This is a genomic window from Cupriavidus sp. 05T313 (assembly GCF_056396665.1).
The window spans coordinates 1-12825 of sequence record NZ_JBFTLX010000311.1 but is presented as its reverse complement, the minus strand read 5'-3'; the positions used below and the strand labels follow the sequence as shown (position 1 = coordinate 12825).

Here is a 12825-nt window from a genome sequence, read left to right as displayed (position 1 = left end):
AAATGACACCGAGCAGACAAGCGACGCACATGAAGCCGATCTGGATAGTCGACGACGATCAATCAATCCGCTGGGTCCTGGAAAAGGCCCTCGCCCGTGAAAGCCTGCTTTCGCGCAGCTTCACCAACGTGCGCGACGTACTGGCCGCGCTGGAAGATGACGAGCCGCAAGTCCTGATCTCCGACATCCGCATGCCGGGAGGCTCGGGCCTGGATTTGCTGCAAGCGCTCAAGGCCCGGCACCCGGGGCTGCCCGTCATCGTGATGACGGCCTACTCCGACCTGGACAGCGCGGTAGCCGCTTTCCAGGGCGGGGCCTTCGAGTATCTGGCCAAGCCGTTCGACGTCGACAAGGCGGTCGAGCTGATCCGCCGCGCGCTGCAGGAAAGCCTGCGCGAGGAGGAGCTGGAAGACCGCCTGGTCGACGCGCCCGAGATTCTCGGGCAGGCGCCGGCCATGCAGGATGTGTTCCGCGCCATCGGCCGCCTGTCGCAGTCGAACGTGACGGTGCTGATCACCGGTGAGTCCGGCACCGGCAAGGAACTGGTGGCGCAGGCGCTGCACAAGCACAGCCCGCGCGCCAATGGGCCCTTTATCGCGCTCAATACCGCGGCCATCCCCAAGGATCTGCTCGAGTCGGAATTGTTCGGCCATGAGCGCGGCGCCTTCACCGGCGCGCAGACCATGCGCCGCGGCCGCTTCGAGCAGGCCGAGGGCGGCACGCTGTTCCTCGACGAAATCGGCGATATGCCGTTCGACCTGCAAACGCGCCTGCTGCGTGTGCTGTCGGATGGCAACTTCTACCGCGTGGGGGGGCACAATCCGCTGCGCGCCAATGTGCGCGTGATTGCCGCCACCCACCAGAACCTGGAAACGCGCGTCAAGGAAGGGCTGTTCCGYGAGGAYTTGTTCCACCGCCTCAACGTGATCCGGCTGCGCCTGCCACCGCTGCGCGAGCGGCCGGAAGACATTACGCTGCTGGCCCGTCATTTCCTGCAGAAGAGCGCCAAGGAACTAGGCGTCGAGCCCAAGCGCATGTCGGACGAGGCCCTGGTCTATGTCAGCACGCTGCCATTCCCCGGCAACGTCCGCCAGCTCGAGAACCTGTGCAACTGGCTGACCGTGATGGCGCCGGCGCAGACCATCGAGGTCAAGGACATGCCGCGCGAGATGATCGGCACGGGCACGCCGCAGGGCAGCCATGCCGGTGTGCCGCGCATGGCGGAGCCACGCGCCGAGGGCAGGGCGGACGACGCCGAGGGCCACGACGCCGTCGACTATGGCGCCGCGCCTGCCGGCATGGGCGCGGAGGCCGATTCCGCGCAGGCCTACGCGAACCGCACTGCTGCCGCGAGCGCGATTGCCGGCTGGGAGCACCTGCTGGCAGGGGAGGCCCGCGCCATGCTGGAGTCTGGCCAGCCGGAGGTGATGGATGCGCTCACGCGGCGCTTCGAGAAGGCGGTGCTGGAGGCGGCCCTGGGCGTGACGCGTGGGCGCCGTGTCGAGGCGGCAACCCGCCTGGGCATCGGCCGCAACACCATTACCCGCAAGCTGCAGGAACTGGGCTTCGATTGAAGCAGGTAGTGGGTTGCTGCGGGGCACAAAAAAACAGCCGGGCTTGTCCCGGCTGTTTTTTTTGATGGTGGCTTGCCGCCGTCGCCTTTCGTCGCCGCGCTCAGTCGCGCGCGGCCAGCAGCAACGCTGCCATCTCGGCAAAACCCTCGCCGCAAGCCGCCTCGGTAATGTAGGCGGGCTTGGCCGGCAGTTGCGGCAGGATGTCGCGGATATTGGCGACCCCGACCGACAAGGGGAAATGGGCGAACATGCTCGCATCGTTGGCCGAGTCGCCGATAAACAGCCACTCGTCGCGTTCGGCATCGAGGTCGGCGCCCAGCAATTCCGCAGCGCACAACTGGCTCATGCTCAGCTTGTCGTGCTCCCCGAACCATCCATTGACATGGATCGAACTGACGGTAGCGGTCATGCCGGCTTCGCGCATCAGGCTGACAACGCGGTCGACCGCTGCCGGGGGTAGTGGCGCCACGTCCTCGGCATGGTCGATGGCCAGGTCGGCGGCGTGCCAGGCCTGGTCGGAGGCCAGCGCGCAGCCCGGCACCTCTTGCACGATGCGTGCGCCCAGGGCATGGATGCGCGCCAGGTTATCGGCCCGGGTAGCGGAGTCGTCCAGGTAGCGGGTCACGAGCTTCCCCGCGCGCAGGTGGGAGTAAAAGGCACCGTTTTCGCCAATGATGGCGTCCACTGGCCAGAGCCGGGTCAGGATCTCGGCCCAGGCAATGCAGCGGCCGGTCACCGGGATGACATGGAGGCCGGCTCGCTTGAGCTGGTCCAGCGCAAGGTAGGTGGCCGCCGGCAGCCTGCCGTCGGTGGTGATGGTGCCGTCGATATCGGTCAGTACGCCGCGAACGCGGCGCAGCGCCGGAGCGGGAAGGGTGTGGATGGCTTGCATAGCGCAAGATTTTACCCTGTCAAGCTGTCGATAAATCGTTGTCATATTATTGTAATTTAGTAGAAATGCCCGGTTTTCCAATCCGACACGGCGGGGTAACATCCGGCTGTCACAAAAACTGCATACAGTCGGACGATTTTTGTCCGTACTGAGAAAACAAAACTAGGAGCTGTCGATGACCTTCCAACGTACCGTGCTGAAGATTGCGGCCTTTGCCGCGCTGGCCGGGGCCGGGACCGCCCACGCCGCTGTGGAGATCCAATGGTGGCATGCCATGCAGGGCGCGCTGAATGACAAGGTGAACGAGATCGCCGACAAGTTCAACGCCAGCCAGTCCGACTACAAGATCGTGCCGGTCAATAAAGGCAACTACGACGAGACCATGGCAGCGGGCATCGCCGCCTTCCGCGCCGGTACGCAGCCTGCCATCCTGCAGGTCTTCGAAGTGGGCACCGCGACCATGATGAGCGCCAAGGGGGCCATCAAGCCGGTATCCACCGTGATGAAGGATGCGGGGGAGAAATTCGACCAGAAGATCTACATCCCCGCCGTCGCCGGCTACTACACCTCGTCCAAGGGCGAGATGCTGTCCTTCCCGTTCAATAGTTCGACCACGGTCTTCTATTACAACAAGGACGCCTTCAAGAAGGCCGGCCTGGACGCCAGCAAGCCGCCCAAGACCTGGCCCGAAGTGATGCAGTACTCGGCCAAGATCAAGGCCTCCGGCGGCCAGTGCGCGTACACCACCGACTGGCAGGGCTGGGTGCACCTGGAGAGCTTCTCGGCCTGGCACAACACGCTGTTCGCCACCAAGAACAACGGCTTCGGCGGCACCGATGCGCGCCTGGTCTTCAACAGCCCGCTGCATGTCAAGCACATCGCCAACCTGCAGGAAATGGTGAAGAAGGGCTACTTCAGCTACGGCGGGCGCAAGTCGGAATCGCAGGCCAAGTTCTATAACGGCGAATGCGCGATGTTCACCGGTTCGTCGGCTTCGCTGGCCAATATCCGCAAGAATGCCAAGTTCGCCTTCGGCGTATCGCAGCTGCCGTACTACGCGGACGTGCCGGGCGCCCCGCAGAACACCATCATCGGCGGCGCTTCGCTGTGGGTGATGGGCGGCAAGAAGGCCGAGGAGTACAAGGGCGTGGCCAAGTTCTTCACCTACCTGTCGCGTCCGGAAATCCAGTCCGACTGGCACCAGGCTACCGGCTACCTGCCGGTCACCATGGCGGCCTACGAGCTGACCAAGAAGTCCGGCTACTATGACAAGAACCCGGGCGCCGACGTGTCCGTGGAGCAGATGGTGGTCAAAACCACCGACAAGTCGCGCGGCGTGCGCCTCGGCAACCTGGTGCAGATCCGTACCGTGGTTGACGAGGAACTCGAAGCGGTCTGGGCAGGCAAGAAGCAGCCCCAGGAAGCCCTCTACCCCGCCCGTTTTTGTTGGCCCGGCGCATTGGCCGGGGCGTTCCCGCAAGGGTGCGTCCCGGCCAATGCGCCGATTGGTTGGCGCGCCGCTTCGCGGACTCGCGCTGTGATCTGGTTTGATGCCGCTTCGCGCGGCATCCGTTGGACAATTGCCCATGGAAAAACGGGTTGTCTTCCGATCGCGATGGCTGCCTTATCTGCTGGTTTTTCCGCAGATCGCCATCACGCTCATCTTCTTCTTCTGGCCCGCGGGCCAGGCCCTGTACCAGTCCGTGCTGCAGCAGGACGCGTTCGGCATCAACCTGGACTTTGTCGGGCTGGAGAACTTCCGCACGCTGTGGAATGATCCGCTCTACCTGGAGTCCTTCCGCATTACCGGCGTATTCGCCGTGGGCGTCACGCTGGTGGGGCTCTCCTTCGCGCTCGTGCTGGCGTATTTCGCCGACCGCGTGCTGCGTGGCGCGATGGCCTACAAGATGCTGCTGATCTGGCCCTATGCCGTGGCGCCGGCAGTGGCGGGCGTGCTGTGGATGTTCCTGTTCAACCCCAGCCTGGGCGTGGTGTCGTACGCGCTGCGCGCGCTGGGCATGGACTGGAACTTCCTGCTCAACGGACAGCAGGCTCTCACCCTGGTGATCCTGGTGGCGGCGTGGAAACAGATCAGCTACAACTTCCTGTTCTTCCTGGCGGGCCTGCAGAGCATTCCAAAGTCGCTGATCGAGGCTGCCGCCATCGACGGCGCGGGGCCGTGGCGCCGTTTCTGGTCGATCATCTTTCCGCTGCTGTCGCCGACCACCTTCTTCCTGATGGTGATCAACGTGGTGTACGCGTTCTTCGATACCTTCGCCATCATCGACTCGGTGACGCACGGTGGTCCGTTCAACTCCACCAACACGCTGGTCTACAAGGTGTTCCACGACGGTTTCCGCGGCATGGACATCGGTGGCTCGGCAGCGCAGTCGGTGGTGCTGATGGTGATCGTGATCGCGCTCACGGTGGTGCAGTTCCGCTACGTGGAACGCAAGGTTCAATACTGATCAGGCGGGCGCAAACATGGTAGAACGACGACCCTTTCTGGATTTCCTCACGCATGCGGTGCTGATCCTCGGCATCCTGGTAGTGGCGTTTCCGGTCTATATCACCTTCGTGGCCTCCACGCTGACGGCGGAGCAGGTGCTTGACGCACCGATGACGCTGATCCCCGGCGGCCATTTCTTCGAGAACTATCGCACCGTACTGTTCAGGGGCGTGGGCGAGTCCGCTTCCCCCGTCTCCAGCATGATGTTCAACAGCCTGATCATGGCGCTGGGCATTTCGCTGGGCAAGATCGCGATTTCGATCATCTCGGCCTTCGCGGTGGTGTACTTCAAGTTCCCGCTGCGCAAGACCTTCTTCTGGATGATCTTCATCACGCTGATGCTGCCGGTGGAAGTGCGGATCCTGCCGACCTACAAGGTAGTGTCGGACCTGGGCATGCTGGATAGCTACTTTGATGATCTCCCGCTCCGGAGACGCAGCCACCGACTGGAACCTGGTGATGGCCACCGTGATGCTGGCCATGGTGCCGCCCGCGATCGTGGTGGTGCTGATGCAGAAGTGGTTCGTCAAGGGCCTGGTCGAAACCGAAAAATAAGCGGGCGGGGCGGKGTGTGCCCACTGGTTGGCGCGCCCGCCACGCTTGCCCAGCGAGAAAGAATAGCAATGGCAAAACTGTCGCTTCGCAACGTACAGAAGACCTACGCCGGCAACGTCAAGGTTGTGCACGGCATCGATATGGAAATCAACGATGGCGAGTTCATCGTCATTGTCGGCCCGTCGGGCTGCGGCAAATCCACGCTGTTGCGCATGGTGGCCGGGCTTGAAGCCATCAGTGGCGGGGAGGTGCATATTGGCGAGAAGATCGTCAATAACCTCGAACCCGCCGAGCGGGACATCGCCATGGTGTTCCAGAACTACGCGCTCTATCCGCATATGAGCGTGTACGACAACATGGCTTATGGCTTGAAGATACGTGGCATGGCAAAGAGCGAGATCGAGCAGCGCGTCAAGCATGCCGCGGGCATTCTCGAGCTGGCGCCGCTGCTGGAGCGCAAGCCGCGCGCCTTGTCGGGCGGCCAGCGCCAGCGCGTGGCCATGGGCCGCGCGATCGTGCGCGAGCCTGCCGTGTTCCTGTTCGACGAACCSCTRTCCAACCTCGACGCCAAGCTGCGGGTGCAGATGCGCCTGGAACTGAAGGAACTGCATCGGCGCCTGCGTACCACCAGCATGTATGTGACGCACGACCAGGTCGAGGCCATGACGCTGGCCGACCGCATGATGGTGCTCAACGGCGGGCGCGTGGAACAGATCGGCACGCCGCTGGAAGTCTATGCGCGCCCCGCCAGCACGTTCGTCGCCAGCTTCATCGGCTCGCCGCCGATGAACCTCGTGCCGGTTGCGCGGACCAATGGCGGGCAGGGCGAGGCGCAGATGCGTGTGGAGCAGAAGGAGGGCGCCCAAGGGCAAGCCGCCACCCTCGGCCACCTGCCGATGGGCCTGCACCTGCCTCAGCGCGCGCTGCTTGGCCTGCGTCCCGAGCATATCGAGCCGTGCGCGGCGCACGATGCGATTGCCGAAATCGAGGTTCGTCTGGTGGAAGCGCTGGGTGCCGATTCCTTTGCCTACGGCACGCTGGGTGGCCAGCCGGTCGTGGTGCGGCTGGACAGCAACATGCCGGTGCGCGGCGGCGATCGCCTGCCGATTACGGCCACGGCCGAGCACCTGCACTTCTTCGACGCCGATTCGGGCAAACGCATCGAGGCCTGACATGACCCAAGCCGCCTGGCCCTATCCGCGCCATATCGCCCACCGGGGCGCCGGCAAGCTGGCGCCCGAGAACACCCTGGCGGCCTTCCGCCACGGCGCGTCGTTCGGCTATCGCATGTTCGAGTTCGATGTGAAGCTGTCGGGCGACGGGCGGCCGGTGTTGCTGCACGACGCTACGCTCGACCGCACCACCAACGGCCAGGGTCGCGCCGATGCGCTGACCCTGGGTGAGATTGCCATGCTGGACGCGGGCAGCTGGCATAGCCCGGCCTATGCCGGGGAGCCGGTTCCCACGCTGGCGGCGATTGCCCGCTATACGCGCGCCAACGGGTTCATGGTCAATATCGAGATCAAGCCGGTGCCGGGCGCGGAATGGCGTACCGGCGCCGCCGTGGCCCTCGATGCCCAGGCGCTGTGGGCTGGCAGCGACACCCAGCCGCTGTTGTCGTCGTTCTCGGAAGAGTCGCTGGAGGCGGCCCGTCGGGCCGCGCCGGGCCTGCCGCGCGCGCTGCTGCTCGACAAGCTGCCACCCGACTGGCTGGAGCGGCTGCGCCGTCTGGACTGCGTGGCGCTCGATGCCAATCATCGCGAACTCAGTGCCGAGGTCATCCGGGCCGCCCATGCGGCCGGCTTCAGGGTGGCCTGCTATACGGTCAATGACCCGGAGCGCGCGACTGAACTGCTTGGCTGGGGGCTCGACGCGCTGATTACCGACGCGGTCGACCTGATCGCGCCGCGCCAGGGCTAGTCCGCCAGGCGCGGGCGCATCGCCTGTTCATGCAGGTTGCGCCAGCGCGTCGCGGACCGCGTCGTCCACGCTCCAGCCGCGCCACATTTCTTCGGGCAGGGCCGGGTTGCGCGCGTGGGCCAGCAGGTCGCGCACCTCGTCCTTGACCCGCGCGAGCCGCAGCGGTATGCCGTGTGCCTTCGCAAACACCGCCAGTTCGCCCAGGGCTTCCAGGACGGTGCCGTCGAGATCCGACGATTCTTCGAGGCTTAGCACCAGGCCATACTGGGGGTGCTCGTGCGCCAGTGCCTGGCGCACGGTGCCAAGCACGCTATCGATATTGCCGAAGAACAGCGGGACTTCCGGGCGCGCGATCAGCAGTCCCTTGGGCGCGGTGGCCTCGGGGTGGCGCGCCATGTCGACGAAGTCGTGGCTATCGGCCCAGCGGCCCAGCCACGTAACCTGCGGGCGCGACAAGCGTTGYAGCAGCATCGCCAGGCTGACCCCGATCGCCAGCAGCAGCCCATGCAGCACACCCAGCAACAGCACGCCGGCAAAGGCGGTCAGCGCGACCAGCCGGTCGCGCCGCCAGTCGAAATACGGCTTGAGGCTGCCCGGATTGAGGCTATGCCCGACCGCGCGGATCACGATGGCCGCGAGTACCGGCTCCGGCGTGTGCGAGATCCAGGGGAGCAGCGTGCACACAGCGGCAAAGACCACCGTGCCGGCAACCAGGCCGGCGCGGCGGCTTTGCGCGCCGGCCGCTTCGTTGGCCGAGGTGGCGGAAAAACCCGCACCCACCGGCATGCCCTGGAACAGCCCCGAGGCGAGATTGGCTAGCCCCAGTGCCGCTAGGTCGCGGTTTGGGGAGACGATATCGCCATGGCGCATGGCAAAGGTGCGGATCGAGCCGTAGCTTTCGGCGTAGAGGATCAGCGCCAGCGCGGCCGCCAGCTCGCCCACTCGCATCCAGTCGGTCGGGGTCAGTTCCGGCACCCGCGGCGCCGAGAACTGCAAGGCGATGTTGCCGACGGCCGCCACGCCGTGCGCCTGGGTCCAGCCGCTGAGATCGAGCACGATGCCGGCGGCGATGACCAGCAGCGCGCCCGGCATGGCGCGCCAGCGCGCGAACACGTGCAGCAGCGCCAGCGCCACCAGGGCCACCGCCGCGCCTGCCAGGTTCCAGTGGCGCCATCCGGCGAGCAGTTCCCAGGCCAGGCGCAGGAAGTCGCCATGCGCCGGATGAATGTCCAGGATCTTCGGGCATTGCTTAAGCACGATGGTCAGCGCCAGCCCCAATGCAAAGCCGCGCAGCACGGGCTTGGCGATCAGGCTGGAAATCGCCCCCAGGCGCGCCAGCGACGCCAGCAGGAACAACACCCCCGCCAGCAGGATGACCGCGGTGCCAAGCGCGATGCGCAGTCCCATGTCACCTTCTGCCGCAGCGGTGGTGGCAGCCAGCAGCACCGCTGCCGACGATGACGTGGCCGAGACAATGGCAAAGCGGCTGCTGCCAAGCACGCCGTAGACCAACAGGCCGGCGAAGAGCGCGATCACGCCGGCTTGCGGCGGCAGTCCGGCAATACCGGAATAGGCCACGGCTTCGGGGAGCAACAGACCGGCGATGGCTAGCCCGGCCACCAGGTCTGCCCGCCATGTGGCGGGGCCGGCGCTCGGTGCGGCGGCGTTGATGGTGGGAGCTGGCATTATTGGCTGCCGTTCGCGCCGGATTGGCGTAGATATTTCGAGAAATACACCGAGCGCTCCATTGGTTTTGGTTTCCTGTCCATGCTATCGAACCGGCAGGCCCTGCTGCCTTGCTGGCTGCGTGCATTGGCCTCTACGCAACGTGGCACGCCCGCAAAAGGGCCGTGAGGCAAAATTCCCCCGGCTTATGTGTCAAACGTGCTATCCTTATGCGAGTGAAGACTTAGGTCCTTCCACGCACAACTGACCCTTTCAGGGCGACTGAACAGTTCGGCACCCGCTGTGGTGCCGTTTGCATAATGATGCATGAATATGTTTCGGTTGCTGCCCCTAAAGAGTTGTTTGCAATCCGCTAACCGGTCAAGCCGTGTCGCGGAAGGTTGATAAACCCGCTTTATTCCGGCATTCCCGGATAATAGTGAGCGCCCCATGATGCAGCAGTATCAGAGCAATTCGTACCTCTTCGGCGGCAATGCCCCCTATGTAGAAGAGCTGTACGAGGCCTACCTCGAAAATCCCTCCTCGGTTCCCGATAACTGGCGCGCGTACTTCGACGCGATGCAGAACGTGCCGGCTGTCGATGGCTCCAACGCCCGCGATATCCCCCACGCTCCCATCGTCGCCTCGTTCGCAGAGCGCGCCAAGGCGGGCCCGATCAAGACAATTGTTGCTTCGGCCGACTCCGATATGGGGCGCAAGCGCGTCGCTGCCACGCAGCTGATCGCCGCTTACCGCAACATCGGTTCGCACTGGGCTGACCTGGATCCGCTCAAGCGCCAGGAACGTCCGCCCCTGCCGGATCTCGATCCGGCCTTCTACGGCTTCTCGGAAAGCGATCTCGATATCGTCTTCAACGCCAGCAATACGTATTTCGGCAAGGAATCGATGAGCCTGCGCGAGCTGCTCAACAACCTGCGCGAAACCTATTGCAGCAGCATCGGCGCCGAGTTCATGTACATCAGCGACCAGGCGCAAAAGCGCTGGTGGCAAGAGCGTCTGGAAACCACGCGTTCCAAGCCGGTGTTCACGCTCGAGAAGAAAAAGCATATCCTCGACCGCCTCACGGCGGCCGAAGGCCTGGAGCGTTTCCTCCACACCAAGTACGTTGGCCAGAAGCGCTTCTCGCTCGAAGGCGGTGAAAGCTTCATCGCCGCCATGGACGAACTGATCCAGCACAGCGGCAGCAAGGGCGTGCAGGAAATCGTCATCGGCATGGCCCACCGCGGCCGCCTGAACGTGCTGGTCAATACGCTGGGCAAGATGCCGGCTGACCTGTTCGCCGAATTCGAGGGCAAGCACGTCGACGACCTGCCGGCCGGCGACGTGAAGTACCACAAGGGCTTCTCCAGCGACGTCTCCACCGAAGGCGGCCCGATCCACCTGTCGCTCGCCTTCAATCCTTCCCACCTGGAAATCGTCAACCCGGTCGTGGAAGGCTCGGTCAAGGCCCGCCAGGAACGCCGCGGCGAACCCGCAGGCCATGCGGAAGTGCTGCCGGTGCAAGTGCACGGCGACGCGGCCTTCGCAGGCCAGGGCGTGGTGATGGAAACGCTGAACCTGGCTCAGACCCGCGGCTACGGCACGGGCGGCACGATGCACATCGTGATCAACAACCAGATCGGCTTCACCACCTCGGACCCGCGCGACTCGCGCTCCACGCTGTATTGCACCGACGTCGTCAAGATGATCGAGGCACCGGTGCTGCACGTGAACGGCGACGATGCCGAAGCCGTGGTGTTCGCCATGCAGCTGGCGGTGGAATTCCGCATGGAATTCAAGAAGGATGTCGTGGTCGACATCATCTGCTTCCGCAAGCTGGGCCACAACGAGCAGGACACCCCGGCCGTTACCCAGCCGCTGATGTACAAGAAGATCGCCCAGCACCCGGGCACGCGCAAGCTGTACGCTGACAAGCTGGCTGCGCAAAACCTGGTGCCCGCTGACTTCGGCGATCAACTGGTCAAGGAATACCGCGCCGCCATGGATGCGGGCAAGCACACGGTCGACCCCGTCCTGTCGAACTTCAAGAACAAGTTCGCCGTGGACTGGATGCCGTTCCTGAACCGCAAGTGGACCGACGCCGCCGACACCGCCGTGCCGGTGACCGAGCTCAAGCGCCTGGCCGAACGCATTACCGCCATCCCCGAGCACCTCAAGTTGCACCCGCTGGTCGAGAAGGTTGTCAAGGATCGCGCCAACATGGGCCGCGGCGACCAGGCGCTCGACTGGGGCATGGGCGAGCACCTGGCCTTCGCGTCGCTGGTGGCTTCGGGCTACCCGGTGCGCATCACCGGCCAGGATGCAGGCCGCGGTACGTTCACGCACCGCCACTCGGTCCTGCATGACCAGAACCGCGAGCGCTGGGATGCCGGCAGCTACGTGCCGCTGCAGAACGTGTCGGAAAACCAGGCACCGTTCACGGTGATCGACTCGGTGCTGTCGGAAGAGGCCGTGCTCGGCTTCGAATATGGCTTCTCCACGGCCGAGCCGAACGCGCTGGTGATCTGGGAAGCCCAGTTCGGCGACTTCGTCAACGGCGCCCAGGTGGTGATCGACCAGTTCATCTCCTCCGGCGAAGTGAAGTGGGGCCGCGCCTCGGGCCTGACCCTGATGCTGCCGCACGGCTATGAAGGCCAGGGTCCGGAACACAGCTCGGCGCGCATCGAGCGCTTCCTGCAGCTGTGCGCGGACCACAACATGCAGGTCTGCCAGCCGACCACGCCGGCCCAGATCTTCCACCTGCTGCGCCGCCAGATGATCCGTCTGTTCCGCAAGCCGCTGGTGATCATGACGCCGAAGTCGCTGCTGCGTAACAAGGATGCGGTCTCGCCACTGTCCGACCTGGCCAAGGGTCACTTCGAGACGGTCATCCCCGATCACGAAGAACTGAACGCCAGCAAGGTCAAGCGCGTSATCATGTGCTCGGGCAAGGTCTACTWCGACCTGGTCAACACCCGCAAGGAACGCGGCGCTACCGACACGGCCGTCATCCGCATGGAACAGCTGTATCCGTTCCCGCACAAGGCAGTGGCAGCCGAGCTGAAGAAGTACCCGAACGCCAACGAAATCGTGTGGTGCCAGGACGAGCCGCAGAACCAGGGTGCCTGGTTCTTCGTCCAGCATTTCATCATGGAAAACATGGCGGAAGGCCAGAAGCTCGGTTACGCAGGTCGTCCCGCCTCGGCATCGCCGGCGGTGGGCTACTACGCCAAGCACAACGAGCAACAAAAGGCGCTGCTGGATGCGGCGTTCTCCAAGCTCAAGGGCTTTGTCCTGACCAAATGATCGTGGCCAGCATGGCGGCGCGCGCGAAGAGCGCGCACCGCCATGTTTTTTGCCACCTGCCTTAAGCAAAAACGAATACATCAAGGAAATTCCAACCATGGCTATTGTTGACGTCAAGGTTCCGCAACTCTCTGAATCGGTTGCAGAAGCAACCATGCTGAACTGGAAGAAGAAGCCGGGCGAAGCGGTTGCCCAAGACGAAATCCTGATTGAAATCGAGACCGACAAAGTCGTGCTCGAAGTGCCCGCCCCGTCGGCCGGCGTGCTGTCGCAAATCATCCGCAACGATGGCGACACCGTGGTCGCCGACGAAGTGATCGCCAAGATCGACACCGAAGCCACCGCTGGCGCCGCCGCACCGGCTGCTGCCGCACCGGCGCCCGCCGCTGCTGCCGCTGCCGCAC

At 64.3% G+C, this 12825-nt stretch carries 8 protein-coding genes and 2 pseudogenes; 8 read left to right on the top strand and 2 right to left on the bottom strand.

Annotation, left to right across the window (positions count from 1 at the left end):
- Positions 1 to 29 precede the first annotated feature (29 nt).
- Positions 30 to 1574: a nitrogen regulation protein NR(I) gene (ntrC, locus tag AC1DKD_RS37055; protein WP_441632153.1), complete on the top strand. Its 1545-nt coding sequence runs from the start codon at positions 30 to 32 to the stop codon at positions 1572 to 1574.
- A gap of 100 nt (positions 1575 to 1674) precedes the next feature.
- On the opposite strand, the gene AC1DKD_RS37050 is transcribed toward ntrC, so the two are convergent.
- A complete protein-coding gene (locus tag AC1DKD_RS37050; RefSeq protein WP_441632155.1) occupies positions 1675 to 2466 on the bottom strand; it encodes an HAD-IIB family hydrolase in 792 nt (263 codons plus the stop codon).
- A gap of 175 nt (positions 2467 to 2641) precedes the next feature.
- Between AC1DKD_RS37050 and ugpB the strand changes: the two are divergent.
- The 5 genes and pseudogenes from ugpB to ugpQ all read left to right on the top strand — a co-directional run.
- Positions 2642 to 3895: pseudogene (ugpB, locus tag AC1DKD_RS37045) on the top strand (sn-glycerol-3-phosphate ABC transporter substrate-binding protein UgpB); the annotation flags it as partial.
- A gap of 157 nt (positions 3896 to 4052) precedes the next feature.
- Positions 4053 to 4934, top strand: coding sequence for a sn-glycerol-3-phosphate ABC transporter permease UgpA (gene ugpA / locus AC1DKD_RS37040; protein ID WP_276291302.1), 882 nt, complete (start codon positions 4053 to 4055; stop codon positions 4932 to 4934).
- Positions 4935 to 4950: 16 nt separating this feature from the next.
- Positions 4951 to 5530 (top strand): annotated as a pseudogene (locus AC1DKD_RS37035) (ABC transporter permease).
- Positions 5531 to 5598: 68 nt separating this feature from the next.
- Positions 5599 to 6702 carry a sn-glycerol-3-phosphate import ATP-binding protein UgpC gene (locus tag AC1DKD_RS37030; protein ID WP_035867003.1) on the top strand — a complete coding sequence of 368 codons (1104 nt, stop codon included), beginning with the start codon at positions 5599 to 5601 and terminating at the stop codon, positions 6700 to 6702.
- Between the two features lies 1 nt (position 6703).
- Positions 6704 to 7450, top strand: coding sequence for a glycerophosphodiester phosphodiesterase (gene ugpQ / locus AC1DKD_RS37025; protein WP_441632160.1), 747 nt, complete (start codon positions 6704 to 6706; stop codon positions 7448 to 7450).
- A gap of 27 nt (positions 7451 to 7477) precedes the next feature.
- Here ugpQ and AC1DKD_RS37020 read toward each other — a convergent pair whose 3' ends face one another.
- Positions 7478 to 9136 carry a SulP family inorganic anion transporter gene (locus AC1DKD_RS37020; protein ID WP_441632162.1) on the bottom strand — a complete coding sequence of 553 codons (1659 nt, stop codon included), beginning with the start codon at positions 9134 to 9136 and terminating at the stop codon, positions 7478 to 7480.
- A 429-nt stretch (positions 9137 to 9565) separates the two neighbouring features.
- Between AC1DKD_RS37020 and AC1DKD_RS37015 the strand changes: the two genes are divergently transcribed.
- A complete protein-coding gene (locus tag AC1DKD_RS37015) occupies positions 9566 to 12421 on the top strand; it encodes a 2-oxoglutarate dehydrogenase E1 component (protein ID WP_477144412.1) in 2856 nt (951 codons plus the stop codon).
- A 97-nt stretch (positions 12422 to 12518) separates the two neighbouring features.
- On the top strand, positions 12519 to 12825 hold a 307-nt coding region (locus AC1DKD_RS37010; protein ID WP_477144413.1), incomplete at its 3' end, for a biotin/lipoyl-containing protein.